This window comes from Streptomyces sp. NPDC030814 (assembly GCF_055572155.1).
Map to the genome: position 1 here is coordinate 678,825 of NZ_JBVIDX010000003.1, position 25,718 is coordinate 704,542.

At 73.4% G+C, this 25,718-nt stretch carries 24 protein-coding genes and 1 riboswitch; of the genes, 12 read left to right on the top strand and 12 right to left on the bottom strand.

Annotated features, from left to right (window positions below; translation table 11 throughout):
* Positions 1–14: 14 nt before the first annotated feature.
* From cobI to ACZ43N_RS09925, 7 genes are all read right to left on the bottom strand, one after another.
* Positions 15–746 (bottom strand): precorrin-2 C(20)-methyltransferase, encoded by a 732-nt coding sequence (gene cobI, locus ACZ43N_RS09895; RefSeq protein WP_468096335.1) that lies wholly within the window; start codon positions 744–746, stop codon positions 15–17.
* Entirely contained in the window at positions 743–2,299 is a 1,557-nt protein-coding gene (locus tag ACZ43N_RS09900; protein WP_468096336.1) for a cobyrinate a,c-diamide synthase, read from the bottom strand. Before ACZ43N_RS09900 ends, cobI begins: the two co-directional genes overlap by 4 nt.
* A gap of 7 nt (positions 2,300–2,306) precedes the next feature.
* A complete protein-coding gene (gene cobO / locus ACZ43N_RS09905) occupies positions 2,307–2,906 on the bottom strand; it encodes a cob(I)yrinic acid a,c-diamide adenosyltransferase (protein WP_468096338.1) in 600 nt (199 codons plus the stop codon).
* On the bottom strand, positions 2,906–4,915 hold the full coding sequence (locus ACZ43N_RS09910) for a putative cobaltochelatase (protein WP_468096339.1): 2,010 nt from the start codon (positions 4,913–4,915) through the stop codon (positions 2,906–2,908). The genes cobO and ACZ43N_RS09910 overlap by 1 nt, the downstream gene beginning before the upstream one ends.
* 169 nt (positions 4,916–5,084) lie before the next feature.
* Entirely contained in the window at positions 5,085–8,744 is a 3,660-nt protein-coding gene (gene cobN / locus ACZ43N_RS09915) for a cobaltochelatase subunit CobN (protein WP_468096341.1), read from the bottom strand.
* Complete coding sequence (locus ACZ43N_RS09920; protein WP_468096342.1) at positions 8,741–10,252, bottom strand: cobyric acid synthase; 1,512 nt, start codon at positions 10,250–10,252, stop codon at positions 8,741–8,743. Before ACZ43N_RS09920 ends, cobN begins: the two co-directional genes overlap by 4 nt.
* Positions 10,249–11,247, bottom strand: a complete 999-nt coding sequence (locus ACZ43N_RS09925) for a cobalamin biosynthesis protein (RefSeq protein ID WP_468096343.1) — start codon at positions 11,245–11,247, stop codon at positions 10,249–10,251. Before ACZ43N_RS09925 ends, ACZ43N_RS09920 begins: the two co-directional genes overlap by 4 nt.
* Positions 11,248–11,346: 99 nt before the next feature.
* Positions 11,347–11,490, bottom strand: a riboswitch (cobalamin riboswitch).
* A 248-nt stretch (positions 11,491–11,738) separates the two neighbouring features.
* On the opposite strand from ACZ43N_RS09925, the gene ACZ43N_RS09930 reads away from it, so the two are divergent.
* Positions 11,739–11,996, top strand: a complete 258-nt coding sequence (locus ACZ43N_RS09930) for a hypothetical protein (RefSeq protein WP_468096345.1) — start codon at positions 11,739–11,741, stop codon at positions 11,994–11,996.
* A 114-nt stretch (positions 11,997–12,110) separates the two neighbouring features.
* Here the strand turns inward: ACZ43N_RS09930 and ACZ43N_RS09935 are convergent, their stop codons facing one another.
* Both ACZ43N_RS09935 and ACZ43N_RS09940 read right to left on the bottom strand, forming a co-directional pair.
* Positions 12,111–12,332: a hypothetical protein gene (locus ACZ43N_RS09935; protein WP_055518878.1), complete on the bottom strand. Its 222-nt coding sequence runs from the start codon at positions 12,330–12,332 to the stop codon at positions 12,111–12,113.
* 28 nt (positions 12,333–12,360) lie between these two features.
* A complete protein-coding gene (locus ACZ43N_RS09940; RefSeq protein WP_468096346.1) occupies positions 12,361–13,620 on the bottom strand; it encodes an inorganic phosphate transporter in 1,260 nt (419 codons plus the stop codon).
* A 424-nt stretch (positions 13,621–14,044) separates the two neighbouring features.
* On the opposite strand from ACZ43N_RS09940, the gene ACZ43N_RS09945 reads away from it, so the two are divergent.
* The 3 genes from ACZ43N_RS09945 to ACZ43N_RS09955 all read left to right on the top strand — a co-directional run bounded on the left by ACZ43N_RS09945 (position 14,045) and on the right by ACZ43N_RS09955 (position 17,761).
* The gene (locus ACZ43N_RS09945) at positions 14,045–14,782 is read left to right on the top strand and encodes a class II aldolase/adducin family protein (protein ID WP_468096347.1); all 738 of its coding nucleotides are present in this window, start codon (positions 14,045–14,047) and stop codon (positions 14,780–14,782) included.
* Positions 14,783–14,959: 177 nt separating this feature from the next.
* Entirely contained in the window at positions 14,960–16,078 is a 1,119-nt protein-coding gene (locus tag ACZ43N_RS09950; protein ID WP_468096349.1) for an alpha/beta hydrolase family protein, read from the top strand.
* Positions 16,079–16,351: 273 nt separating this feature from the next.
* Positions 16,352–17,761 carry a hypothetical protein gene (locus ACZ43N_RS09955; RefSeq protein WP_468096351.1) on the top strand — a complete coding sequence of 470 codons (1,410 nt, stop codon included), beginning with the start codon at positions 16,352–16,354 and terminating at the stop codon, positions 17,759–17,761.
* 73 nt (positions 17,762–17,834) lie between these two features.
* Here the strand turns inward: ACZ43N_RS09955 and ACZ43N_RS09960 are convergent, their stop codons facing one another.
* Positions 17,835–18,248 carry a VOC family protein gene (locus tag ACZ43N_RS09960; protein WP_468096476.1) on the bottom strand — a complete coding sequence of 138 codons (414 nt, stop codon included), beginning with the start codon at positions 18,246–18,248 and terminating at the stop codon, positions 17,835–17,837.
* A gap of 269 nt (positions 18,249–18,517) precedes the next feature.
* Here ACZ43N_RS09960 and abc-f point away from each other — a divergent pair, with 269 nt between their 5' ends.
* The 3 genes from abc-f (at position 18,518) to ACZ43N_RS09975 (ending at position 21,608) form a co-directional block, all read left to right on the top strand.
* Entirely contained in the window at positions 18,518–20,116 is a 1,599-nt protein-coding gene (abc-f, locus tag ACZ43N_RS09965; protein WP_468096352.1) for a ribosomal protection-like ABC-F family protein, read from the top strand.
* Between the two features lie 361 nt (positions 20,117–20,477).
* The gene (locus ACZ43N_RS09970) at positions 20,478–20,699 is read left to right on the top strand and encodes a helix-turn-helix domain-containing protein (protein WP_006123601.1); all 222 of its coding nucleotides are present in this window, start codon (positions 20,478–20,480) and stop codon (positions 20,697–20,699) included.
* Between the two features lie 117 nt (positions 20,700–20,816).
* Entirely contained in the window at positions 20,817–21,608 is a 792-nt protein-coding gene (locus ACZ43N_RS09975) for an enoyl-CoA hydratase/isomerase family protein (RefSeq protein ID WP_468096353.1), read from the top strand.
* A 124-nt stretch (positions 21,609–21,732) separates the two neighbouring features.
* Here the strand turns inward: ACZ43N_RS09975 and ACZ43N_RS09980 are convergent, their stop codons facing one another.
* The gene (locus tag ACZ43N_RS09980) at positions 21,733–22,491 is read right to left on the bottom strand and encodes a nucleopolyhedrovirus P10 family protein (RefSeq protein WP_468096355.1); all 759 of its coding nucleotides are present in this window, start codon (positions 22,489–22,491) and stop codon (positions 21,733–21,735) included.
* Positions 22,492–22,577: 86 nt separating this feature from the next.
* Between ACZ43N_RS09980 and ACZ43N_RS09985 the strand changes: the two genes are divergently transcribed.
* The 5 genes from ACZ43N_RS09985 to amaP are packed head-to-tail and all read left to right on the top strand — an operon-like array spanning position 22,578 to position 24,931.
* On the top strand, positions 22,578–23,066 hold the full coding sequence (locus ACZ43N_RS09985) for an Asp23/Gls24 family envelope stress response protein (protein WP_468096356.1): 489 nt from the start codon (positions 22,578–22,580) through the stop codon (positions 23,064–23,066).
* 29 nt (positions 23,067–23,095) lie between these two features.
* The gene (locus ACZ43N_RS09990; RefSeq protein WP_468096357.1) at positions 23,096–23,281 is read left to right on the top strand and encodes a hypothetical protein; all 186 of its coding nucleotides are present in this window, start codon (positions 23,096–23,098) and stop codon (positions 23,279–23,281) included.
* Positions 23,278–23,652, top strand: coding sequence for a hypothetical protein (locus ACZ43N_RS09995; protein ID WP_468096359.1), 375 nt, complete (start codon positions 23,278–23,280; stop codon positions 23,650–23,652). Before ACZ43N_RS09990 ends, ACZ43N_RS09995 begins: the two co-directional genes overlap by 4 nt.
* A complete protein-coding gene (locus tag ACZ43N_RS10000; RefSeq protein ID WP_468096361.1) occupies positions 23,649–24,347 on the top strand; it encodes a DUF6286 domain-containing protein in 699 nt (232 codons plus the stop codon). Before ACZ43N_RS09995 ends, ACZ43N_RS10000 begins: the two co-directional genes overlap by 4 nt.
* Before the next feature lie 5 nt (positions 24,348–24,352).
* Complete coding sequence (amaP, locus tag ACZ43N_RS10005; RefSeq protein ID WP_468096363.1) at positions 24,353–24,931, top strand: alkaline shock response membrane anchor protein AmaP; 579 nt, start codon at positions 24,353–24,355, stop codon at positions 24,929–24,931.
* A gap of 28 nt (positions 24,932–24,959) precedes the next feature.
* Here amaP and ACZ43N_RS10010 read toward each other — a convergent pair whose 3' ends face one another.
* Positions 24,960–25,715, bottom strand: a complete 756-nt coding sequence (locus ACZ43N_RS10010; protein ID WP_468096365.1) for an SDR family oxidoreductase — start codon at positions 25,713–25,715, stop codon at positions 24,960–24,962.
* Positions 25,716–25,718: the final 3 nt, after the last annotated feature.

The following is a 25,718-nucleotide window of genomic DNA, read 5'->3' on the forward strand; positions in this document are numbered from 1 at the left end:
CCCGAGGGCTCCGCTCACAGCTTGCCGCCGCGTCCGCCGTCGCGCGGGGCGGGCGCGATGAGCGTGGACAGGTACGGCAGGGGGCGGCCGTCGACGTCGCCGGCGGCCTGGATGGACTCCTCGGCGAGGCCCAGCGCGGACCCCCACACGGCGTCCTGGAGCCGCCCGGTCTCCCGCAGCACCTCGACGACGGTCTGCGCCTGCCGCCCGAACTTGTACGCCACCACGGTCCCCGGTCCGCTGAGCGCGTCCTTCAGCACGGCCGCCCCCGCGGTCACGGGCACCAGCGTGAGCGGCTCGGTCCCCTCGGTCAGTACGGCACCGGAGCGCGCGGCGAGGTCCTGCATCGCGGTGATCCCGGGCACCGTCTCGATGACGGTCCCCGGCACCAGCTCGCCGACGGTGTGGGCGAGATAGGTGAACGTCGAGTACACGTTGGGGTCGCCGATGGTGGCGAACGCGACGGCGGCGTGCGCCTTCAGCAGCTCGGCGACCCGCTCACCGGCGGCGTCCCAGGCGGCCTCGCGCCGCCCCCGGTCGGTCCGCTCGTTGAGCGCGAACACGACCCGGACGACCTTCTCCGCACCCACGTAGTGCAGCACGGTCGCCTCGGCGCGTCCCCGCTCGCCGGTGTCCATCACGGGCACGACGACGACGTCGGCGTCCCGCAGCGCGTTGACGCCCTTGACGGTCACCAGCTCCGGGTCACCGGGGCCGACACCCACTCCGATCAGCCTGCTGCTCATGACGTCCGGCACCTCTCCACGAACCGACGGGCGACACCGGGCTCGGACGCCCAGTGCGTGTGCAGATAGCTCGCGTGCACACCGCGCTCCACAAAACCTTCGACCCGCCGCAGGGGACCGCGGATCCCCCACGCGGGAGCGGCACCGGCCCCCGGCCCGACGACCGTCCGATGGAACTCGTGCCCCCGCATCCGCGTCCCCGCGGGCGCCAGCACACTGTCGCTCACCGCCACGGCGTCCCGGTACCCGAGCGTCAGCCGCGCGTCCATCCGGGCCGTGGCGTCGAGCACCCCGCACATGGGCTGCCCGTCCAGCTCCCGGCACAGGTACAGCAGTCCCGCGCACTCGGCGGCCACGGGCGCCCCGCCCAGCGCAAGCTCGGCCACGTCCTTCCGCAGCGCCTCGTTGGCGGACAACTCGGCGCCGTACACCTCGGGAAACCCACCCCCGATGACCAGCCCCCGAGTCCCCTCGGGCAACCGCTCGTCCCGCAGCGGGTCGAAGGCCACGACCTCGGCACCGGCGGCGGCGAGCAACTCGGCGTTCTCGGCATAGGAGAAGGTGAACGCGGCCCCGCCGGCAACAGCGACGACCGGCGCTTCGCCCCGCACCGCTTCCCTCTCCGGACCCGCGCCTTCCGGCGCCGGCCGAGACACCTCCGGCCTGTCCGCGCCTGCGCTTTCCGGCGCCGGTCCAGGTATCCCCAGCCCGTCCGGTGTGTGAGGACGAGGCCGTGCGGGCCGATGGCGGGGGTCCGGGGGCGCGGCCCCCGCGGAGGGGACGGGTCGGGGCGGCGGGGCCGAGGAGGCCACGGCCGCCTCCGCGTCCCATACCCCTCCCGGCAGCGCCCCCGCGCTCCGCGCGAGCGCCACCAGCCCCTCCAGGTCACACCCGGCGGCCACCTGCGCCCCCATCGCCGCCACGGCCTCCACCGCCGCCGAACGCCGCTCGGCGACCGGCACCAGCCCCAGATGCCTGGACGGCGTGTCCACCTGGGCCACCCGCCGCAGCACACCGAGCACCGGCACCCCGGCCGAGTCCAGCGCCTCCCGCAGCAGCTCCTCGTGCCGGTCCGACGCGACCTTGTTGAGGATCACGCCCCCGACCCGCACCTCGGGATCCCAGGACGCGAACCCGTGGACCAGCGCCGCCACCGACCGCGACTGCGACGACGCGTCGACGACCAGCACCACCGGCGCCCGCAGCAGTTTGGCCACATGCGCGGTGGACGCCAACTCGCCCTCCCCGGCGGCACCGTCGTACATCCCCATCACACCCTCGACGACGGCGATGTCGCAGCCCCGCGCCCCGTGGGCGAACAGGGGCGCGATCAACTCCGGCCCGCACAGATACGCGTCGAGGTTGCGCCCCACCCGCCCGCTCGCGAGCGCGTGGTACCCGGGGTCGATGTAGTCCGGTCCCACCTTGTGCGGGGACACGGCGAGCCCCCGCGCGGCGAACGCGGCCATCAACCCCGTGGCGACGGTGGTCTTGCCGCTGCCCGAGGAGGGCGCGGCGACCACCAGCCGGGGGACGGACGACGAGGAGTTCACGACGACATCACCACTCGATGCCCCGCTGGCCCTTCTGGCCCGCGTCCATGGGGTGCTTGACCTTCGACATGTCCGTCACGAGGTCCGCGAAGCCGACGAGCTTCTCCGGTGCGTTACGCCCGGTGATGACCACATGCTGGGTCCCGGGCCGGTCCCGCAGCACGGAGATCACCTCATCGGTGTCCACCCACCCCCAGTGCATCGGGTAGGCGAACTCATCGAGCACGTACAGCTTGTACGTCTCGGCGGCGAGGTCCCGCTTGACCTGCTCCCAGCCCTCGCGGGCCTTCTCCTCGTTGTCCATCTGCGCGTCGCGCTGGACCCAGGACCAGCCCTCGCCCATCTTGTGCCAGTCGACGGAGCCGCCCTCACCGCTGGCGCCCAGCACCCGCAGCGCGTTCTCCTCGCCGACCTTCCACTTCGCCGACTTGACGAACTGGAACACCCCGATCGGCCAGCCCTGGTTCCAGGCCCGCAGCGCGAGCCCGAACGCGGCGGTGGACTTGCCCTTCCCGATGCCGGTGTGCACGACGACGAGCGGTCGGTTGCGCCGCTGCCGTGTCGTCAGCCCGTCGTCCGGCACCACACTCGGCTGTCCCTGAGGCATTACGCGGCCCTCCTCGAAGTTCCCTGCACATCCCTGACCAGCCCGGCGATGGAGTCCGCCCGCAGCTCGTCCAGCGTCACGGCCGTACCGCCCAGCTCAGCCGCGAGCTGCCCGGCCAGCCCCAGCCGCACGGGCCCCGACTCGCAGTCCACCACCACGGAGGCGACGCCCTCGGCCGCGAACAGCCGACCCGCCCGCCCCGCCAGCGCCACCGGCTCGGGCCCGCCCGTGGCCCGCCCGTCGGTCACCACGACGACCAGCGCCCGCCGTGCCGGATCCCGCAGCCGCTCCACCCGCAGCACCTCGTGAGCCTTCAACAGCCCGGCGGCCAGTGGCGTGCGCCCACCCGTGGGCAGTGACTCCAGCCGGACCGCGGCGGCCTCGACCGACGACGTCGGAGGCAACGCCACATCCGCGGCCGTCCCCCGGAACGTCACCAGCCCCACCTTGTCCCGCCGCTGGTACGCGTCGAGCAGCAGCGACAGCACGGCGCCCTTCACGGCGCTCATCCGCTGCCGCGCCGCCATCGACCCGGAGGCGTCCACCACGAACAGCACGAGGTTCCCCTCACGCCCCTCACGGGTCGCCTGCCGCAGATCGTCACGCCGTACGACGAGCCCCGGCCCGGACCGCCCCCGCGCCCGCTGATGCGGCGCGGCGGCCTGCACCGTGGCCGCCAGATGCAGCTTGGTCAGCGTGCCGCGCGGACGGCGTGCCCCGGTGGTGCGCCCGTGCTCGGTCCGGGCCCGCGAACGCCGCCCGGCGGCGCCCTCACCCAGCCCCGGCACGCTCAGCACCTTCGTACGGAACGGCTCGGCGGCCCGTACGGCGGACTGCTCGCCCGCACCCGCGCCGGAAGGCTGCGGCTCACCGCCCTCCCCGGCCTCGGGCCGCGCGCCGGTGTCTCCGCCCCGCGGCCCCTCGGGGTCCGACGACGGCGGCTGCCCCCCACCGCCGGGCCCGTCCGGGCCGGGGTCGGGGTCCTCGTCCTCGGACGATCCGCCGAACTCCTCCAGCGTCTCGTCGAGCTTGTCCTCGTCCAGGCCCGGCGCGTCGAACGGGTTGCGGCGCCGCCGGTGCGGCAGTGCGAGCAGCGCCGCCTGCCGTACGTCCTCCGCGAGCACGTCGGTCCGTCCGGCCCACGCGGCCAGCGCGGTCGCCGTCCGGGCCATGACGATGTCGGCCCGCATGCCGTCCACCTCGAAGGCGGCACAGGTCGCCGCGATCTGCCGCAGCGCCCCGTCGCCCAGCCGCACCGACGGCAGCAATTCCCGTGCCGCGACGATCCGCGCCCGTACGGAGGCCTCCTCGTCCGCCCAGCGCGCGGCGAAGGCGGCCGGGTCGTCGTCGTAGGCGAGCCGCCGCCGTACGACCTCCACCCGCTGGTCCGGCTCCCGCGAGGCCGCCACCTCGACGGTCAGCCCGAACCGGTCGAGGAGCTGCGGCCGCAGCTCGCCCTCCTCAGGGTTCATGGTGCCGACGAGCAGGAAACGCGCCGCGTGCCGTACGGAGACGCCCTCGCGCTCCACGTACGAGGCACCCATCGCCGCCGCGTCCAGCAGCAGGTCGACGAGGTGGTCGTGGAGGAGGTTGACCTCGTCCACGTACAGGATCCCGCGGTGCGCGTCGGCGAGGAGGCCCGGCTCGAACGCCTTCACACCCTCCGCGAGCGCCCGCTCGATGTCGAGGGCGCCGACGAGCCGGTCCTCGGAGGCGCCGACGGGCAGCTCGACCATCCGGGAGGGGCGGGTGGTTCCCGGTCCCGGCTCGTGCGGCCCGTCCGGGCACGCCGGGTCCGGCTTCGCGGGGTCGCACGAGAAACGGCACCCGGCGACGACGTCCACCTGAGGCAGCAGTGCCGACAGCGCCCGCACGGCGGTGCTCTTCGCGGTGCCCTTCTCGCCGCGCACCAGCACCCCGCCGACCGCCGGCGACACGGCGTTCAGCAGCAGCGCGAGCCGCAGGTCGTCCTGGCCGACGACGGCCGTGAACGGAAAGGGAGTACTCACGCGGCGATCACTCCTTCGAGTGCTTCAGGACCCAGGTGCGGGCGCCGCAGCTGCCCAGCTGTCACGGTCAAGGCATGCTCCCCGCTGACGCGGGGGTGGTCCGAAGTCAAACCCGTGGGCACTGCGCGGGATGACGTGCTCCCCGCCGACGCGGGGGTTCGGAGGGGCCTCATGCGTCTCCCTCCAGATCGCCCTCGAGTTCGAGGTAGGTCGCGCGGAGCCGTTCGAGGGTCTCCTGGTCCGGCTCCGCCCAAAGGCCACGGTCTGCCGCCTCAAGGAGTCGCTCGGTGATGCCCCTGAGCGCCCACGGGTTGGACTTCTTCATGAAGTCCCGGTTCTCCGCGTCGAAGACGTACTCCGCGCTGAGCTTCTCGTACATCCAGTCGTCGACGACCCCGGCCGTCGCGTCGTACCCGAAGAGGTAGTCGACGGTCGCCGCCATCTCGAAGGCGCCCTTGTAGCCGTGGCGCCGCATCGCCGCCATCCAGCGCGGGTTGACCACGCGGGCGCGGAACACCCGGTGCGTCTCCTCGCCCAGCGTGCGCGTCTTTACCTGGTCGGGTGTCGCGGAGTCCCCCACGTACGCCTCGGGGGAGGCGCCCGTCAGGTGCCGCACCATGGCGACCATGCCGCCGTGGTACTGGAAGTAGTCGTCGGCGTCGACGAGGTCGTGCTCCCGGGTGTCGACGTTCTTCGCGGCCACCGCGATCCGCTTGAACGCGGTCTCCATGTCCCCGCGCGCCGCCCGGCCGTCGAGCCCCCGCCCGTACGCGTAGCCGCCCCAGACGGCGTACACCTCGGCGAGGTCGGCGTCGGAGCGCCAGTTGCGGGCGTCGATCAGCGGCAGCAGCCCGGCGCCGTACGCGCCCGGCTTGGAGCCGAAGACCCGGGCCGTCGCCCGCCGCCGGTCCCCGTGCTCGGCGGTGTCCTCGTCGGCGTGCGCCTTGACGAAGTTCTGCCCGGCGGGCTCGTCCAGCTCGGCCACGGCCCGCACCGCGTCGTCGATCAGTCCGACCACGTGCGGGAACGCGTCCCGGAAGAACCCGGAGATGCGCACCGTGACGTCGATGCGCGGCCGCCCCAGCTCCGCGAGCGGCACGATGTCGAACCCGGTCACCCGGCGGGAGGCGTCGTCCCACACCGGCCGGCAGCCCAGCAGCGCCAGGATCTCGGCGATGTCGTCGCCCTGGGTGCGCATGGCGGACGTGCCCCACACCGTCAGCCCGACGGACTTCGGGTACTCACCGGTGTCGGCCACGTACCGCTGCACCAGCGAGTCGGCGAGCGACTGCCCGACCTCCCAGCTCAGCCGGGACGGGATGGCCTTGGGGTCGACGGAGTAGAAGTTGCGGCCGGTCGGCAGGACGTTGACGAGGCCGCGCGTCGGAGAACCGGACGGCCCCGCCGGGACGTAACCGCCGTCGAGCGCCTTGAGGATGTGCCCGATCTCGTCGGTGGTCCGGGCGAGCCGCGGCACGACCTCCCGGCACGCGAACTCCAGCACCGCGACCGCGTCCGGGAGTTCGGTGCCGAGCACGCCACGCACGAGCGCCGGGACGACCGTGACGTCCCAGTCGCGTGCCTCCATGCCCTCCGCGACCCGCCGGCACAGCCGCTCAAGGAGGTCGATGGCGTCCGCCGCCGTACGGGAAGGGCCCTCCACCAGGTCGCTCAGCTCGACCGGCACCTTCACCGGCGCCCCAGGCTCGGCCAGCAACTCCTTCTCGACCAACCCGAAGTGAGCCGCCAGCGAGGCCCTGAGCCCCGGCAGCGCGTTCGCCTGCCCGCCCCACACCTGCGAGGCGCGCAGCACCGCCAGCACCAGGTTGACGCGCGGCTCACCGACCGGCCCGCCGCCGAGGATGTGCAGACCGTCGCGGATCTGCACGTCCTTGATCTCGCAGAGGTAGCCGTCGATGTGCATGACGAACTCGTCGAAGTCGTCGTCGCCCGGCTGCTCGTCCACATGCAGGTCGTGGTGGAGCTCGGCCGCCTTCACCAGCGTCCAGATCTGCGCCCGCACGGCCGGTGCCTTCGCCGGGTCCAGGTCGGACACCAGCGCGTACTCGTCGAGCAGCTGCTCCAGCTTCGCCAGGTCGCCGTACGTGTCGGCGCGCGCCATCGGCGGTACGAGGTGGTCGACGACGGTGGCGTGCCCCCGCCGCTTGGCCTGGGTGCCCTCGCCGGGGTCGTTGACGATGAACGGGTAGACGAGCGGGAGATCGCCGAGCACGGCGTCCGGGGCGCAGCCCCCGCTCAGACCGAGGCCCTTCCCGGGCAGCCACTCCATCGTGCCGTGCTTGCCCATGTGCACGATCGCGTCGGCGCCGAAACTGTTCTCCAGCCACCGGTAGGCGGCCATGTAGTGGTGCGACGGCGGCATGTCCGGGTCGTGGTAGATCGCGATGGGGTTCTCCCCGAAGCCGCGCGGCGGCTGGATCATCACGACGACGTTCCCGAACTGGAGGGAGGCGAGCACGATGTCGTCCCCGTCGACGTACAGCGAGCCCGGCGGCTCGCCCCACGCCTCGAGCATGCCGTCCCGCAGCTCCGGGTCCAGCTTGTCGAACCACGCCCGGTAGTCGGCGAGCGGCACCCGCGCGGGCGCGGACGCCAGCTGCTCCTCCGTCAGCCACTCCACGTCGTGGCCGCCGGCCTCGATGAGCCGGTGGATCAGCTCGTCGCCGTTGTCGGGGTACGCGGTGACCCCGTACCCGGCCGCCTTGAGGGCGTCCAGGACCCGCACCGCCGAGGCGGGCGTGTCGAGGCCCACCGCGTTGCCGACGCGCGAGTGCTTGGTCGGGTAGGCGGTGAAGACCAGCGCGAGCTTCTTCTCCGCGTTCGGCTTGTGCTTCAACGCCGCGTGCCGCACGGCGATCCCGGCGACGCGCGCGGCCCGCTCGGGGTCGGCGACGTACACCGGCACGTCGTCCGGACCCTGCTCCTTGAACGAGAACGGCACCGTGATGAGCCGTCCGTCGAACTCGGGGATCGCGACCTGCATCGCCGCGTCCATGGGGGAGAGGGCGGCGTCCGACTCGTCCCACGCGGCGTGCGACGAGGTGAGGCACAGGCCCTGGAGGACGGGGATGTTCAGCTCGGCGAGCGCGCCGATGTCCCACGCCTCCTCGTCCCCGCCGGCCGACGCCTCGGAAGCGTGCGTACCGCCGGCGGCGAGGACCGTCGCGACCAGCACGTCCGCCTTCGCGAGCAGCTCGTACAGCCCGGCGTCGGCGCCGCGCAGCGAACCGCAGTACACGGGCAGGGCGTTGGCGCCCTTCGCCTCGATCGCGTCGCACAGGGTGTCCACGAAGGCGGTGTTGCCGCTCAGCTCGTGCGCCCGGTAGAAGAGCACCCCCACCGAGGGCCGCCCCCCGACGAAGGGACGCTCCCCGTGCAGCCCGTACTCCGGCATCTTGCGCGGCTCGACGAACCCCTCGCCGGTCAGCAGCACGGTGTCGGAGAGGAAGCGGGCCAGCTCGGTGAGGTTGTCGGGCCCGCCCTCCACGAGGTACTTGAGCGCCTCCGCCACCACACCGGCCGGCACCGACGACTCGGCCATCAGCTCGGCGTCCGGCACGGCCTCACCGCCGAGCAGCACGGTCGGGATCCCGGCGGCCTTCAGCGCGGCGAGCCCGTCCTCCCAGGCCCGCTTGCCGCCCAGCAGCCGTACGACGGCGATGTCCGCGCCGTCGAGGAGAGCGGGCAGCTCGTCCCTCACATCGACGCGGGTCGGGTTGCCGATCCGGTACGAGGCGCCGGTGGCGGCCCGGGCCGCCAGCAGATCCGTGTCGGCGGTCGACAACAACAACACAGTGCCAGTGCTCATGCGGGCGCTCCCGGTGGAATGAAAGGCAGTCCTTGCGGCGCGCCCGACTCGATGAGCCGCCACAGCGCGTCCGTGTCCGCGTGTTCCTCGATCAGATCGCCGAGCCGGTCCAGCTGCTCCTCGCGCAGCGCGGCGAACGACGTGTCGGCGGCCGGCACGAAACGACGGCCCGCGGCGGCCGCCACCTCGCGCAGGAAGGCACGCCGGAATCCGTCCGACTCCAGCGACCCGTGCCAGTGCGTGCCCCAGGTCTGGCCGACCCGGCACCCGTCCAGGAAGGGCTCCCCGCCGTGGACCTCGGCGACCCCGTGATGGATCTCGTACCCCGTGACGTGCTCCCCGAGGGCTTCGCCCTCCGGCCGGGTGAGGGTCTTCTCCCGCGCGAACCGCACTCGTACGGGCAGGATTCCGAGCCCGTCCACATGTCCCCGGCGGCTCTCGACGTCGTCCTCGATGTGCTCGCCGAGGACCTGGAAGCCTCCGCAGATGCCGAGCACGGGCCGGTGCTCGGCGGCCCTGCTCCGCAGGGCGTCGGCGAGACCCCGCTCGCGCAGCCAGTCCAGCGCCCGTACGGTGCCCCGGGTGCCGGGGACGACGACGAGGTCCGCGTCGGCCAGCTCCTCGGGCCGGTCCACGAACCGCACCACGACACCGGGTTCGGCGGCGAGCGCGTCCACGTCGGTGAAGTTCGACATGAGGGGGATCGCGCAGACGGCGACCCGCAGCACGTCCTCCCCGACGGGCGGCGACACGTTCGACTCGCGGACCGTCCCGCGCAGGGACACCCGCAGCCCGTCCTCCTCGTCGATGCCGAGACCGTGCCGGAACGGCAGAACCCCGTACGTCCGACGCCCCGTCAGCCCGTGCAGCATGTCGAGCCCCGGCTCCAGCAGGGAGACGTCCCCGCGGAACTTGTTGACGAGGAACCCGGCGACGTGCGCCTGGTCCTCGGGCGACAGCAGCGCCACCGTCCCGAAGAACGAGGCGAACACCCCGCCTCGGTCGATGTCGCCGACGACGAGCACGGGGAGCCCGGCGTTGCGGGCGATCCCCATGTTGACGATGTCGGTCCGCCGGAGATTGATCTCGGCGGGACTCCCGGCCCCTTCACAGATCACCGCGTCATACGTGCCCCGCAACTCGGCAAGACAGTCGAGCACGGTGCCCAGCAGCCGCTGCTGCCGTCCCCCGTGGTACCCCCGCGCGCTCAACTCCCCGACCGGCTTGCCGAGCAGCACGACCTGGCTGCTCTGCTCCCCGCCGGGCTTGAGCAGCACCGGATTCATCAGCGCCGTCGGCTCCACCCGGCAGGCCTGCGCCTGCATGGCCTGGGCCCGCCCGATCTCGGCGCCCTCCCTCGTCACGAAGGAGTTGAGGGACATGTTCTGCGCCTTGAACGGCGCGACCCCGACCCCCTGCCGCGCGAGCCACCGGCAGATCCCGGCGGTGACGACGCTCTTGCCGGCGTCGGACGTCGTACCGGCGACCAACAGCCCCCCGCCCGTCATGACGACACCCCCCTCGACCGCCCGTGGCGGTCGTTCGTGACCCCTTGCGCCGGGCGCCTCGTGATCCGGCTCCGCAGCAGCGACGCGCCCGCGCTGACGCCGAGCGCGAGCCAACTCACGCGCCGCGACAGCCGGACCGCCCGCTCGATGTCCCCCACGGCGACGGCCCGCCCTTCCGTGTTCAGCACGGGCCGGTGCTCGACCCGCCCCCCGTACGACAACGTGCCTCCCAGCCGGACGCCGAGCGCCCCGGCGAACGACGCCTCCACGGGCCCGGCGTTGGGGCTCGGATGCTTCCGCGCGTCCGCCCGCCAGGCCCGTACGGCCCCCCGGGCGTCCCCGCCGGCCGCCGCGGCCAGCAGGGCGGTGAGCCGGGCCCCCGGCCACCCCGCCATGTCGTCGAGCCGGGCGGACGCCCACCCGTACCGCCCATGGCGCGGCGACTTGTGCCCGACCATGGCGTCCAGCGTGTTGACGGCCCGGAACCCGACGAGTCCGGGCACACCCCCCACGGCCCCCCACACCAACGCCCCGACCACGGCGTCCGAGGTGTTCTCGGCGACGGACTCGACCACGGCCCGGGCGATCCCGTCCGCGTCCAGCGCCTGGGGGTCCCGTCCGCACAGATGCGGCAGCCGGGCCCGCGCGGCCTCGACGTCCCCCTCCTCCAACGCCCGCCCGATGGCGCGGGCCTCCCGCGCGAGAGAGGTCCCCCCGACGACGGCCCAGGTGGCCGCGCCGGTCAGCGCGACGGACGCCGCACGGGACGGCCGTGCCGCCGCCGCGGCCACCGCGCCCAGCGCCACGGCGCCTCCGGCGCACACGATGGTGTGCAGCGCGCCCCACCCCCGGTGGTCCCGCCACAACACCCGTTCCACGGCGCCCGCGGCGCGTCCGAACACGGCGACGGGGTGCCCCCGGCGGGGATCGCCGAGCAGCAGGTCACCGAGGAGCCCGGCGGTGGCGCCGTACGCGAAGACGCGATCGGCACGCACGCGGTCAGCCGATCGCGGGGTCGGGCAAGGACGGGGTGCTGAATCTCAGGTGGCAGCCGCGCATGGCGATATGTCCTCACTCAGGGTGTCCACGCCCTGGTTCGACGAGACCGACGACGAGAGTTCCTGGCTCCCGGGAAGGTTCTTCCCCGGTGACAGTGGCGGGACCGCGCCGGACTCGCACCGGCTTCCTCTCCTGCCGTCGTGGATGGCCCCGGCAGTCCACCACGCCCCCGGAAGAGCCGTCAACTTGCTGTTGACCTGCGGCGCAAGGGTGTGCTGAGCCCCACATCGCTGAAACGGTGTCAGTCGCCCGAATCGGCGCTTTCCGTGGCCTTTCCCGTCGTCCGTCCCGGGGGGTTGCTCGGGTCGGCATCAGAACGCTCTGCTCTTCTTCCGTCACACGGCGTGCTGTGGTTTTCTGGCGGTGCTTGGGGACCCGGGAGCGGACGGCTCGTGCAGACCTGTCCGGAGAGCGGGAGGTGCACGCGATGGAGGATCGGACCGAGGGTGCCGCGCGGGCCCGCACGGGGGCGTCGTGGGACCGGCGGACGCTGGTGGCGGCAGCCGCCCCGCTGGTGCTCTTCAGCACGGTCGCCGGGATGCTCGCCGTCGGAGCCGGCGCCCTCGCCTCGCTGTGGGTGCCGGGGGCGGAGGCGCGGGCCGTCGTCTGGATGGTGGTGACCACCCTCGTCGCCACGGGAGCGGGCCTGTGGTGGGGCCTGAATCCCGCTCAGCGGACGCCCTGAACGAGACGGCGAACCCCCTGGGCCGGGGTGACCGGCACAGGGGGTTCGCCGCGGTGTTCCGTCGCGGGCGGCGGGAACGGTGGCCGGCGTGACCTCGGGCCGTGGGCTCCGGCCTCAGGCCATGATCAGGTAGATCCCGTAGCCCACCGCTGCCGCGCACGCCGCGAAGCAGGCGTACGCCGCTGTCGTGGCGAGTGCGGCCGAGCCGCCGGAGGTGGTCGCCGTCTCCCGCTTGGAGAGGCCGACGATCCCCAGGGTGAACAGGCCGACGAGGGCCACGGTGACCACGAGGCTGACTCCGAAGACGGAGCCGAGTGCTGCCCAGTCGATGTGCATGGTGGTGTCTTCCTAGGGGGCGCGGGGCTCAGACGGCCGGTGTGGGGGCGGAGGGGCCGGTCGGGGCCTCGGCGGTGGCGGTCGCGGCCGCGGGGGCCGGGATCGTCGCCGCGAGGTCCTCGGTCACGGTGCCGGCGGGCGGCGGGGTCACCGCGGCGATGGCCGTGGTCACCACACCGGGCGGCTCCTCGGTCTCGTTCACGTTGGTGTGGTCGACCACCGCACGGCGCGAGATCACCCAGATCGCGACGCTGGAGGCGATGAGGAAGACCGCGACGACGGCCGTGCCCCAGGTGCCCTGCGACGTCACCCACTCGGCGAGCGCGGCGACGAGTGCCGCGGCCGGCAGGGTCAGACCCCAGGCCACGAACATCCGGGTGGCGGTGGACCAGCGGACCACACCGCCCTTGCGGCCGAGGCCCGCGCCCATGACCGCACCGGAGACCGAGTGCGTGGTGGACAGGGAGAAGCCCAGGTGGGAGGAGGCCAGGATGACCGTCGCCGCGCTGGTCTGGGCGGCGAAGCCCTGCTGCGGCTGGAGGTCGGTCAGGCCCTTGCCCATGGTGCGGATGATGCGCCAGCCGCCCAGGTAGGTGCCGAGCGCGATGGCCATGCCGGCGGAGACGATGACCCAGACCGGCGGGTCGGAGTCCGGTGCGAGAGCGCCGCCGGCGACCAGGGCCAGGGTGATGATGCCCATCGTCTTCTGGGCGTCGTTCGTGCCGTGGGCCAGCGAGACCAGACCGGCGGAGGCGATCTGACCGGCGCGGTAGCCCTTGCCGGCGGCCTTCTCGTTCGTGTGCTGCCCGAGCTTGTACGTCAGCCGCGTCGCGAGCATCGCCGCGATGCCGGCGACCAGCGGAGCCGCGACGGCGGGGATCAGCACCTTGGTGACGAGCACGTCGCCGTGCACCGCGCCCGTGCCGACCGAGGCGATCGTGGCGCCGATCAGGCCGCCCATGAGGGCGTGCGAGGAGCTCGAAGGGAGTCCTACGAGCCAGGTCAGCAGGTTCCAGAGGATGGCGCCCACGAGCGCCGCGAAGATGACCTCTGGCTGGATGCCGGACTCGTCGACGAGTCCCTTGGAAATGGTGTTGGCGACCTCGATGGACAGGAACGCGCCGACAAGGTTGAGCACGGCGGACATGGCCACCGCGACCTTGGGCTTCATGGCGCCGGTCGAGATGGTGGTGGCCATCGCGTTGGCGGTGTCGTGGAAACCGTTCGTAAAATCGAACGCAAGCGCGGTGATGACCACGATCGCGAGGATCAGCGAGAAGTTTTCCATTTACCCGGGCTTCTTTCGGACGTCAGTGGCACGTGGACCGTAGGCAACCTGGGTGAACGGAAGATGAACTGAGGCAGGCCAGCGGGTGTAGCGATCGGGCCGCCGTCATTCCGTTTGTGCCGACGGGGGCGTGTTCCGGCGGAACGGCGGCGCCCCTTCCCCGATTCCGTCGAACTGAAACGGAGCGTCGGCCTCCGTCCGCGCCCGGCGTCAGCCGCGGGAGGACTCCTCCGGCCGGGCCGTGGAGCCGTCGAACGATTACGGCCACCCGGCGGGCGCCCGGTGGGACGCATCACACATCCGGCGGCGCGGAGCGATACCAGCCATGGCTCGGCCCCGCGCTCCGTGAGCCGGGGTACCGCCGGCACAGGTACGGGGTCCGACCCCCGCCCTGCCCCCGGGGGGCTCCTGGCAGGATCGCGGCATGACTGAGCAGCGACGGAACGCACGGGACCCGCGGGGCGCGGGTGGGGACGGGGATCCGCAGGAGACGGGGGACGCCACGCCCGGTGCGGCGCCCGACGACGTCGCGCGAGCCTGGGACGAGCTCGTCACCACGGCCCGCCGTACGGTGGCCGACGGCCTGGTCGTCGGAACCTCCGGCAATGTCTCCGTGCGCGTCGGCGACACCGTCCTGGTCACACCGACGGGCGTCCCGTACGACCGCCTCACCCCCGACGACGTGACCGGGGTCGATCTCGCGGGCCGCCAGACCCTGGGCACCCTCCGCCCGACGAGCGAACTGCCCATGCACCTGGCGATCCACACCACGACCGACGCCCACGCCGTGGTCCACACCCACGCGGTCCACGCCACCGCCGTCTCGACGCTCGTCGACGAGCTGCCGCTGATCCACTACATGTCCGGCGCCCTCGGCGGGCCGGTCCGCGTCGCCCCCTACGCGACGTACGGCACGCCCGAGCTGGCCGAGAACATGCTCCGCGCCCTGACCGGGCGCACCGCCTGCCTGCTCCAGAACCACGGCACGATCACCTACGGGCAGAGCCTCACCGAGGCCTTCGACCGCACCGCCCAGCTCGAATGGATGTGCCGGGTCTGGCTGACGGCCTCCTCGGTGCCCGGCCTGTCCCCCCGCCTGCTCACCCCGGACCAGGTGGCGGAGGCCAGGGAGCGGTTCCGGGGGTACGGCCAGCCGCGGTAGCCGCCGGCCGGCCGCCACCCGGCGTCACAGACGCCCCCCGGACCCGTCCCCTTTCCGGTCTCCGGCACCTGACGCGGCGCCGGGGCCGTCCCCCGAAGCCGGGTAGCCGCCACCCGGCCGGTGGCCACGCCGCCCCGCCCACTGGCCCCGGACGGTGTCCGCCAGGACACTGGACGTGTGCGTGCAGTGAGAGCAGCAGCCGCGGCCGTCGGGGTCGCCTTCGCGGCCGGGGCGGCCAGTGTCGCCGCCGGCCGACTGGCCAGTGATGCCGCGCTGAAGGCCCCGCCGGGCAGACCCCTGCCCACGGAGCCCCGGCTGACCGTCCACTCCACCGCCGCCGGCCACATCACCCTGACCAGGGCCTTCGCCTCACAGCGCCCCGGCGTCTACGGCCTCACCGGCGACGCCGCCCACGCCGTCGTCGGCTCCGTCGTCGACGGCGCCCCGCACGCCGCCGACACCGTCGTACGCCGACTCGAACGCGTCAGCCAAGGCAGCCTGGAGCCGGGCGACAAGGTGTGGCTCACCCCGAACACCCATATCGGCGATCCGCGCACCGCCCTCGGCCTCGACCACACCGAGGTCGAGGTCCCCGGCGAACTCGGCACGCTGCCGGCCTGGTTCGTCCCCGGTGCCCGCGACACCTGGGTGATCACCGTGCACGGTCTGGGCGCCACCCGCGAACACCCCCTGAACGTCATGGGCTTCCTGCACCGCCACGGCTTCCCGGTGCTCGACCTCGCCTACCGCGGCGACCTCGGCGCCCCCCGCCCCCCGGACGGCCTGAGCCACCTAGGGGAGACCGAGTGGCGCGACGTCGACGCGGCGATCCACCACGCCGTCCGGTTCGGCGCCGAGAAGGTCGTCCTGCACGGCTGGTCCACCGGCGCCACCATGGTGCTGCGCGCCGCCGCACGCTCCGGGCTGCGCGACCGTGTCGCCGGGCTCGTCCTGGACTCGCCGGTCCTGGACTGGACGGCCACCCTGCGGGCCCTCGCCTCCGCCCGCCGCACCCCGAGCGCCCTGCTGCCCCTCGCCGTCCGCGCCGCACAGGGCCGCACGGGGCTGGGCGCCGCCCAGGCCGGCGAACCGCCGCGCCTCGCGGTACCGGCCCTGATCTTCCACGGCCCGGACGACGTCGTCGCCCCCTGGGACACCTCCCGCCGGCTCGCCGCCCACCACCCCGGCCGCGTCACCCTGCGCACCGTGCCCGAGGCACCCCACGCCGCCATGTGGAACGCCGACCCCGCGCGCTACGAGGAGTCCCTGCGCCGTTTCCTGACACCGCTGATGTGACGCCGGGGGAGAGGACGACCGGTGTGCCCCGGCCGCCGCCTCCGCTGCCCCCGATGCCCCGCCTCGGTGCCCCCGGGTACCCCGCCCGGGGCGCCGTCGCGAAGCCCCGCAGACGGGCCCCTCGCAGACAGGTACGCCACATTCCGTTTAGCGCTGAACCAAGGCGCTCCTCGCCGGTGTCACGCCCCTGAGGGGCCCGTGCGTTGGCCACCCCTGTCGCCCGCTGTGACATTCCGTTTGGGTTTTCGGACCGTCAACCGGAAGACTGCCCCCGTGACGTCCCGTAATCCGCGCGACTCCAGGCTCCGACTCGTCAGCCCGCGAACCCTGGCCGCCGCTCCCCGAGCAGCAGTGACCCAGCGCCGCCGACCGGCCCCACGGCCCCCGGAGGGCACCCCGCCGCCCGCGGAACTGGCCCGGATGGCCCGCACCGTCCTTGCGGACGCGGCCCGTGTCGCCCGCTGGGCCGACGCCGCCCTGCGTCCCGGTCGCGAGGGCGCCGGCTCCGACGGCAAGGGCACCCTCTCCGCCGCGACCGCCGAACGGGCGGCCGCCGACCTCGGGCTGACCCCGGATCAGGTCCGCCACGACTGGGACACGGCACGCCTGGCCGGCCTGGTCGAGGTGCACGGCGACAGCGCGCGTCCCGGCTGGCGGCTGCGTGCCTGGCACCGCGACGACAGCGCCGTACTGCGGGGCTGGGTGGCCCTCTTCGACGCATGGTCCCTCGCGCACCCCGAGCCCGGGGTGCGCGAGCCCGCCGCCGTCGCCGAGGTCGTCTCGGCCATGCCGCAGGTGCTCTCCTTCCTCCAGCTCTCCGCCGGGCCCGTCCCCGTGGAGCAGCTCCTCGACCTCCTCGAACAGAGGGTCACGGAACTGCGCACCGAGCGCTGCGAGATCCCCTACGGCCCGCAGCCCGAGCCCGGCGCGGAGCCCGCCGCGGAAGCCGCCGCCGAGGACACCCCGCTCGCCCCCCTCCTCGACTGGGCCCTGCGGGCCATCGCCTCCGTCGGCGCCCTCACCTACGGCGACGGGCAGGCCACCCTCACCCCGCTCGGCAGCTGGGCGGTGTGGGTCAAGCTGGAGCAGATCTGCGTCGCCGCGCAGAGCCCCGCCGGGAACATCGAGGTCTCCGCCGAGGACATGCTCCGCGGCTGCGCCCAGCTCCGCCCGAACGCCGCCCGCGCCGAGTACCGCGCCTGGCTCGCGGCCCGCACGGTCGGCGCCGCCGTCACCGAACTCATCGACGCCGCCCGCGGCGAGGACGCCCTCATCCGGGGCCTCGCCTTCGAGGCGCTGCGCGTCGTCGGCGCCCCCGCCGAGCCCGATGTGCGCACCGTCGTCGACGAGACACCGCTGCGGCCCTACGCGCTGCTCTGGCTCGCCGAACACGACGGCGCCGACCCCGAGGACGCCCACGAGGTGCTCACCCGTGAGGAGGCGACCTGGCTCTGGGTGGACACCGCGGCCGCCGTCGCCGACCACGGCGAGGCCCCGCTGCTCGTCCGCCACCTGGAGTCCGCCGTGCAGGCCACCGTCCCCGCGCTGCTCGACGAGGTCCGCGCGGTCGGCCACCCCCGCACCGTCCAGGTGCTGGTCGCGCTCGCCGCCGCCCACCCCGACCCGGCACTCGCCAAGGCAGTCCGCCGCGCCGCCTTCCAGGTGCACACCGGAGGCAGCTGAGCCGAGGCCGGGACCCGGAGGCGGCGGGGCCGGGACGCGGAGCGCGCGGGACCCCGCCGGGCCGGGCGGGGCGTCAGCCGCCCAGCTCGGGGGCGTACGTACCGAAGCTCCACACATTGCCCTCGATGTCCCGGGCCATGTAGTCGCGCGAGCCGTAGTCCTGGTCCGTCGGGGGCATGAGGATCTCCACCCCGTGCTCCACGGCTCTGCGGTGATGGGCGTCCACGTCGTCCACGACCACGTACACGCCTGCGGGACCCGCGCCCTTCATCGCCGTGTCGAAGGCGCTGCCGGTGCCCCGGGAGCCGAGCATCACCACGCCGTCGCCCTGTGCCAGCTCGGCGTGGTGGACCGTCCCGTCCTCGCCCTCGTACACCGACAGCTCGGTGAAGCCCAGCCCCGTCGTGAGCTGCGCGATGGCCGCCTTGGCGTCCGTGTACAGCAGCGTCGGACAGACGCTCGGACGTCCGTCGCCCTTGCCCGCCATACCGATCACGACCTCTCTGTCGCCCGGAACGCAAACCGCTGCCCAGTCTTGCACCCGGTACCGACAACGACCCGCCGGGCAACGGCCGTCGGGCGGGGGTGACCGGGCGGCGGGCGGTGACCGAGACCACGTGATCCCTTGGGACACGGGCGGAAAACCGCTTGCCGGCCCCCGTTAGAATCGGCCCATGGCCATTCTCCTCGCGCATTAGACGGCGGGAACGTCCTCAGCCGCCCACCCGCCACCCAAGTCCGCCCTGGAGTCTGTCCGTGATCTCCGCCTCCGGTATCGAGCTGCGCGCCGGTGCCCGCGTCCTCATCGAGTCCGCCACCTTCCGTGTCGCCAAGGGCGACCGCATCGGCCTGGTCGGCCGCAACGGCGCCGGGAAGACCACCCTCACCAAGGTCCTCGCCGGTGACGGCATCCCCGCCGCAGGCACCGTCACCCGCTCCGGCGAGGTCGGCTACCTCCCGCAGGACCCCCGCACCGGCGACCTCGACATCCTGGCCCGCGACCGCATCCTCTCCGCCCGCGGCCTCGACGTCCTGATCCGCAAGATGCGCGAGAACGAGCAGCGCATCGCCAACGGCAAGGGCTCCACCCGCGAGAAGGCCATGAAGCAGTACGAGCGCCAGGAGACGGAGTTCCTCACCAAGGGCGGGTACGCCGCCGAGGCCGAGGCCGCCACCATCGCCGCCGCGCTCAACCTGCCCGACCGGGTGCTCGGCCAGCCCCTGCACACCCTCTCCGGCGGTCAGCGCCGCCGTATCGAGCTGGCCCGCATCCTCTTCTCCGACGCGGACACCCTCCTGCTCGACGAGCCGACCAACCACCTCGACGCCGACTCGATCGTCTGGCTGCGGGACTACCTCAAGACCTACCGCGGCGGCTTCATCGTCATCAGCCACGACGTCGACCTGGTCGAGACGGTCGTGAACAAGGTGTTCTACCTGGACGCCAACCGCGCCCAGATCGACGTCTACAACATGGGCTGGAAGCTCTACCAGCAGCAGCGCGAGGCCGACGAGAAGCGCCGCAAGCGCGAGCGCGCCAACGCCGAGAAGAAGGCCGCCGCGCTGAACGCGCAGGCCGACAAGATGCGCGCCAAGGCCACCAAGACGGTCGCCGCGCAGAACATGGCGCGGCGTGCCGACAAGCTGCTGGCCGGTCTGGAGGCGGTCCGACAGAGCGACAAGGTCGCCAAGCTCCGCTTCCCCGAGCCCGCGCCCTGCGGCAGGACGCCGCTCACCGCCGAGGGCCTGTCGAAGTCGTACGGCTCGCTGGAGATCTTCACCGACGTCGACCTCGCCATCGACAAGGGCTCCCGCGTCGTCATCCTCGGCCTCAACGGCGCCGGCAAGACCACGCTGCTGCGCCTGCTCGGCGGCGTCGAGAAGCCCGACACCGGCCAGGTCATCGAGGGCCACGGTCTCAAGCTCGGGTACTACGCCCAGGAGCACGAGACCCTGGACCCGGACCGCACGGTCCTGGAGAACATGCGCTCGGCCGCCCCCGACATGGACCTCGTCGAGGTCCGCAAGGTGCTCGGCTCGTTCCTGTTCTCCGGCGACGACGTCGACAAGCCCGCCGGTGTCCTCTCCGGCGGCGAGAAGACCCGGCTCGCCCTCGCCACCCTGGTGGTGTCGTCGGCGAACGTCCTGCTGCTCGACGAGCCCACCAACAACCTCGACCCGGCCAGCCGCGAGGAGATCCTCGGCGCGCTGCGGACCTACAAGGGCGCGGTCGTCCTCGTCACCCACGACGAGGGCGCGGTGGAGGCGCTCCAGCCGGAGCGGATCATCCTGCTGCCGGACGGGGTCGAGGACCTGTGGGGCGCCGACTACGCGGACCTGGTGGCACTCGCCTGATCAGCCGGAGCCGCCGGACGTCCGATCGGACAGCTTGATCAACTGCCTATGGATCATTCGGCTCACCCGTGATCCATCATCTGAGTGAGATCTCCTCGTACCGAGGTGTGGCGTACACGAATTTCACGGCCGAGCCCCGCTGTGCGCAGGGCTCGGCCGTCGGGCGTCTCTGACCTGCCACTTCGTGAATCCACTCGTTCGGCCGTACGGACAAGCCCGTGCGGAATTCCAGGTTCCGCTCATGGGGACGCGCTCCTGTCGTCACAAGCTTGTCCCACGGACCTTGCCGAATGGGTGGCCATCACGCCCCAGAGGGGTGATCATGAGGAGACCAGAGCGCACTTCCCATGAGGAGGACCGGGTGGCCGAGACTCTGAAGAAGGGCAGCCGGGTTACCGGCGCCGCGCGCGACAAGCTCGCGGCAGACCTGAAGAAGAAGTACGACTCCGGTGCGAGCATTCGGGCACTGGCCGAGGAAACCGGCCGCTCGTATGGCTTCGTGCACCGGATGCTCAGCGAGTCGGGCGTCACGCTTCGAGGGCGTGGCGGCGCGACGCGCGGCAAGAAGGCCGCGTCGGCCTGACGCCGGGCGGCCCATCGGCTTCGATGGTGACCACCCGGTCGGTTGTCTGATCGGCCGGGTGGTTACTGTGCAGTCACTTAGCTCTGCTCTGCTGACCGCACCCATCGGAGGCGCTCCATGGCTTCGCCCGAACCACTGCTCGACAAGGACGGCGTACGGCTCACCGTCGACGACGCGATCGCCACGGTGACGCTGACCAACCCGGCCAAGCGCAACGCGCAGAGCCCCGCTCTGTGGCGGGCGCTTGCCGAGGCCGGGCGGTCGGTGCCGGGCTCCGTCCGGGTCGTGGTGCTGCGTGCCGAGGGCAAGTCGTTCTCTGCCGGGCTCAACCGGCAGATGTTCACGCCCGAGGGCATTGAGGGCGAACCGTCGTTCGTCGACCTCGCGCGTCGTGACGACGCCGCGCTGGACGCGACCATCGCCGAATATCAGGAGGCGTTCACCTGGTGGCGGCGGAGCGACATCGTGTCCGTCGCCGCCGTACAAGGGCATGCCGTCGGCGCGGGTTTCCAGCTCGCGCTCGCCTGTGATCTGCGCGTCGTCGCTGACGACGTGCAGTTCGCCATGCTCGAGACCAGTCTGGGGCTGGTGCCCGACCTCACCGGCACGCACCCGCTGGTGAGCCTCGTCGGCTACGGCCGCGCGCTGGAGATCTGCCTCACCGGTCGTTTCGTCCAGGCGGAGGAGGCCGAGCGCATCGGCCTGGCGAACCTCGCCGTGCCCGCCGACCAGCTGGACGGCGCGGTGCGCGACCTGGTCGCCGCGCTCGTGGCCGCACCGCGCGACGCCGTGGTCGAGACCAAGGCCCTGCTGCGCGGTGCCGAGGGCCGCGGCTATGAGGAGCAGCGCGCCGCGGAGCGGGCCGCTCAGGCGCGTCGGCTGCGGGACCTCGCCGGAGTCGGGGAGTAGCGGCGACGCGAGAAGGCGAAGGCCGAATCACCTCACCGGCGGGCAGGAGCAGCGGGCTACGCGCCCGCCGACGTGCCGGAGTGGCTGCCGAGCCCCTCACCGGCGTGCCGGGGTACCGGCCGGCTCACTCGACGGCGGTGACGAGGACCGCCACCGACGGATGGTCCGGCAGTGCCTCGCCCACCGTCGTGCGGACAGCGCGTGCGACCTCCAGGGCCCGTCTCTCCTCCGTCACCGCCAGTTCGACGCGGACATGGCGACGGGGCAGTGCGGGCCCTGTGTCGATGTGGACCGCCCGGGCCGGACCGCCCAGCGCGCCGGTCAGACGGCTCACCCCCGCGACCCCGAGAGTCGCGGCGGTCACACGGGACTCCTCGCCGTCACCCGTCGGGAGCGGCCCGGCGGGACCGGAGCCGCCGGGACCGGAGCCGCCGGGCGACGCGGGCATCGCCGACGCGGGCGGGCCGCCGGGCTCGTCGGTCTCCAGCAGATCCGTCATCCGCAGGTCGATCTCCGTCACCGCCAGTCCCAGCCGCTGAGCGGCGGCCTCGGCGAGGGCCGCCCGCAGCCGGTCCGCCGTGACGGGGAACGGCTCGGCGGGCGGGGCCGCCGACGCGAGGAAGTCGGCGGTGACCCGCAGGGGGCCCGGCGGGAGGGCGCTCGGGGGAGCGGGGACGGCGGGGACGTCCGCCCCGGACGGGTCGGCCAGCGCGATGCGCAGGGCGCCGAGACGCACCCCGCGCATCGAGGCCACCGCCCGTCGTAGCGCCGCGGTGGCCGCCGCCTCCGTGATCCATGCGCCGTCGTGCGGGCCGCCCAGGGGGAGGACCCGGCCGAGGCCCAGCTGTTGTCGTACCGCTTCTGTCCAGCCGTCCGCCGTCATTCCTCCAGCCTGCCGCATTCCCTGCGCAATGCGGCGCAACCAGGCTTAATGTGGGCAAAGCAGGACAACCGGAAGGAACGTGCGCCATGAGTGACATGACGGAGCGGAACCGGACGGAGAGCCCCGACACCACCAAGGACCCGACGCAGACCGGGGGCCGCAAGGCCGTCCGGCGCGGTGGCGGCGACCCGGCGACCCGGGGACGCACGACCATCGCCGACGGTGTGGTCGAGAAGATCGCCGGGCTCGCGGCACGTGACGTGCTCGGTGTGCACACCATGGGCAGCGGGCTGTCCCGGACCTTCGGCGCCGTCCGCGACCGGGTGCCCGGCGGCTCGAAGGCCGTCACCCGCGGCGTGAGCGCCGAGGTCGGCGAGGTGCAGACCGCACTGGACCTGGAGATCGTCGTGGACTACGGCGTGTCCATCACCGACGTCGCCCGCGCCGTGCGCGAGAACGTCATCACCGCCGTCGAGCGGATGACGGGCCTGGAGGTCGTCGAGGTCAACATCGCCGTCAGCGATGTGAAGCTGCCGGAGGACGAGGACGAGGAGTCGGAGACCCGGCTGCAGTGACAGAAGCGTCCGAGCCCTAGGAGCACAGCATGACTCTGGCCGTGATCGGCATGATCGCCGGGATGGCGCTGGGCTTCGCCGGATACTTCGGCGGATTCGGTGCCTTCCTGCTGGTGGCGGCGCTGGGCGCCGTCGGCTTCGTCGTCGGCCGGTTTCTGGAGGGGGACCTGGACCTCGGCGACTTCTTCCGTTCCCGTGACGAACGACGCCGATGACCCTCGCCGAAAGCGGCCGCGGCCCGGGGACGCGGGCCGTCACGTCCGGCGAGCGCGGCGCGACCCGGATCGCCGACCGGGTCGTCGCGAAGATCGCCGGCCAGGCGGCGCGCGAGGCACTGGGGGCGCCGCCGCCCGACTCCGCGCCCCCGCACGCGACGGTCGTCGTCCATCATGAGACCGCGCGCGTCCGCGTCGCCCTCGAACTCCCCTACCCCTCCGACATCGGCGGCCAATGCGCTGCGGTGCGTCGCCGTGTCGTCGAGCGGGTAGGGACGTTGGCGGGAATGCACGTATCGGAGGTGGCCGTCCAGGTCGAACGGCTGCACCTGGCGCACGCACACGACGCGGCACAGGGGAGGACGCGATGAGCGAACCCCAGCGCTCCGAAGGCACCACTCAACGCCTACCCGTCATGGAGAAGGCCGACGAGACGACCACCGACCAGGCGCCGGACCAGCCGGACCAGTCCGCGTCGGCCGCCGCCTACGACCCGCCGCCCGTCCTCGAGGACGGACACGGGGGCGGCAGGCGCTTCTGGTCCGCGCGCCGCGTCCCCGCCGGCATCCTCGCCCTGCTGCTCCTCGCGGGTGCGGGCCTCTTCCTGTACGACATCGCCGCCGTGCGCGCCGACCGGCCCGCCATGGCCTGGCGCCGCTCGCTGGCCCGGGAACTCGCCGAGCGCCCCCTCGACGACGTCTGGGTGCTGACCGGCGCCGGGATCGCCGTCGTCCTCGGACTCTGGCTGCTCGTCCTGGCCGCCACACCCGGCCTGCGTGATGTGCTGCCGATGCGCCGCGTCGACCCCGGCATCCGGGCGGGCCTGCACCGTCCCGCCGCCGCGCTGGTGCTGCGCGACCGGGCCATGGAGGTGTCCGGCGTGCAGTCCGTACGGGTCCGCGCCGGCCGGAAGAAGGTCGACGTCCGCGCCGTGTCCCACTTCCGGGAACTCGACGAGGTCCGAGCCGACCTCGACGCCACGCTCGCCGACGGCATCCGGGGCCTCGGCCTCGCCCGGCCGCCCGCCCTGTCCGTGCACGTACGGCGCCCCGGCCGGAAGGGGTGACACTTATGCTGCGGATCATCAACAGGGTGTTGCTCGGCCTCGTCGGCCTGGTGCTCCTCGCCCTCGGCGGCGCCGTGCTCGCCGTCGGTCTCGGCCTGGAACCGCCCTCCTGGTGGCTCCACGACGGGCCGCACGACGTGCTGCTCAGCGACGCCGAACGCACCCGGTGGCGCGACGAGGGCTGGTGGTGGCCGACCGTCATCGCCGTACTCGCCCTGCTGGTGCTGCTCGCCCTGTGGTGGCTGACAGCCGTGCTCCGCCGCCACCGGCTCACCGAGGTCCTCGTCGACACCGGCGACGGCGAGGGCGCGCTGCTGCGAGGCCGCGCGCTGGAGGGCGTCCTGACCGCCGAGGCCGCCCGGCTGGACGGTGTCGAACGGGCCAACGCCCACCTCACCGGCCGCCGCAACGCCCCCGAGGCCCGCCTCCGCGCCCGCCTCCAGCCCCACGCGCACCCCGCCGACACCTTGCACCGCCTGACCACCGAGGCGGTGGCCCACGCCAGGGACTCGGCGGGGCTGGCGGCCCTGCCGGCGGAGGTCAGACTGCGCGGAGTCAAACACCGGGCGGAACGCGTGACCTGACGAAACCCCGACGAGCATGGACGAGGGTTCAGAAGCCGTGCCGCATCCCGCCGTCGACCGGCAGCATGAGCCCCGTCAGATAGGACGCGGCCGGGGACAGCAGGAACGCCGCCGTTCGGCCGAACTCCTCCGGCCTTCCGTAGCGGCGCAGCGGGATCCGTGACTCGTGCGCGGCGCGTGTGGCCTCCGGGTCGGCGGACAGCCCGTCCAGTTCCCGCACCCGGTCCGTGTCGATGCGGGCCGGCAGCAGCCCCACGACCCGGATCCCCCGCGGCCCCAGCTCGTCGGAGAGGGACTTGGCGAACCCGGCCAGACCGGGCCGCAGGCCGTTGGAGATCGTCAGACCGGGGATCGGCTCGTGCACCGACCCGGACAGCACGAACCCGATGACACCCCCTTCGCCGAGCTCCGCCGCGGCGGCCCGCGCCAGCCGGACCGCGCCCAGGAACACCGACTCGAACGCGGCGGTCCACTGCTCGTCGGTGTTGTCCGCGACGAACCCGGGGGCCGGGCCGCCCACGCTGACGAGGATGCCGTCGAACCTCCCGAAGCTCTCGCGGGCGACGTGGATGAGACGGTCGGCGGTCTCCGGGTCGGCGTTGTCCGCGGCGACACCCACCGCGTTCGGCCCGAGTGCGGCGGCGGCCTCCGCCGCGCCCTTCTCCTCGCGGCCGGTGACGACCACCTTCGCTCCATCGGCGACGAGTTCCCGCGCCGCCGCGTTGCCCAGTCCGCGGGTCGCCCCGGTGACGATGTAGACACGGTCCTTCAGCCCAAGATCCATGGC

Coding starts and splice junctions, on each gene's coding strand:
- ACZ43N_RS09975 (WP_468096353.1), top strand. CDS start 20,817: ATGGCTTCGCCCGAACCACTGCTCGACAAGGACGGCGTACGGCTCACC.
- ACZ43N_RS09990 (WP_468096357.1), top strand. CDS start 23,096: ATGACTCTGGCCGTGATCGGCATGATCGCCGGGATGGCGCTGGGCTTC.
- ACZ43N_RS10000 (WP_468096361.1), top strand. CDS start 23,649: ATGAGCGAACCCCAGCGCTCCGAAGGCACCACTCAACGCCTACCCGTC.
- cobO (WP_468096338.1), bottom strand. CDS start 2,906: ATGCCTCAGGGACAGCCGAGTGTGGTGCCGGACGACGGGCTGACGACA.
- ACZ43N_RS09995 (WP_468096359.1), top strand. CDS start 23,278: ATGACCCTCGCCGAAAGCGGCCGCGGCCCGGGGACGCGGGCCGTCACG.
- ACZ43N_RS09920 (WP_468096342.1), bottom strand. CDS start 10,252: ATGACGGGCGGGGGGCTGTTGGTCGCCGGTACGACGTCCGACGCCGGC.
- ACZ43N_RS09985 (WP_468096356.1), top strand. CDS start 22,578: ATGAGTGACATGACGGAGCGGAACCGGACGGAGAGCCCCGACACCACC.
- ACZ43N_RS09930 (WP_468096345.1), top strand. CDS start 11,739: ATGGAGGATCGGACCGAGGGTGCCGCGCGGGCCCGCACGGGGGCGTCG.
- cobN (WP_468096341.1), bottom strand. CDS start 8,744: ATGAGCACTGGCACTGTGTTGTTGTTGTCGACCGCCGACACGGATCTG.
- ACZ43N_RS09945 (WP_468096347.1), top strand. CDS start 14,045: ATGACTGAGCAGCGACGGAACGCACGGGACCCGCGGGGCGCGGGTGGG.
- ACZ43N_RS09960 (WP_468096476.1), bottom strand. CDS start 18,248: ATGGCGGGCAAGGGCGACGGACGTCCGAGCGTCTGTCCGACGCTGCTG.
- amaP (WP_468096363.1), top strand. CDS start 24,353: ATGCTGCGGATCATCAACAGGGTGTTGCTCGGCCTCGTCGGCCTGGTG.
- cobI (WP_468096335.1), bottom strand. CDS start 746: ATGAGCAGCAGGCTGATCGGAGTGGGTGTCGGCCCCGGTGACCCGGAG.
- ACZ43N_RS10010 (WP_468096365.1), bottom strand. CDS start 25,715: ATGGATCTTGGGCTGAAGGACCGTGTCTACATCGTCACCGGGGCGACC.
- ACZ43N_RS09980 (WP_468096355.1), bottom strand. CDS start 22,491: ATGACGGCGGACGGCTGGACAGAAGCGGTACGACAACAGCTGGGCCTC.
- ACZ43N_RS09940 (WP_468096346.1), bottom strand. CDS start 13,620: ATGGAAAACTTCTCGCTGATCCTCGCGATCGTGGTCATCACCGCGCTT.
- ACZ43N_RS09935 (WP_055518878.1), bottom strand. CDS start 12,332: ATGCACATCGACTGGGCAGCACTCGGCTCCGTCTTCGGAGTCAGCCTC.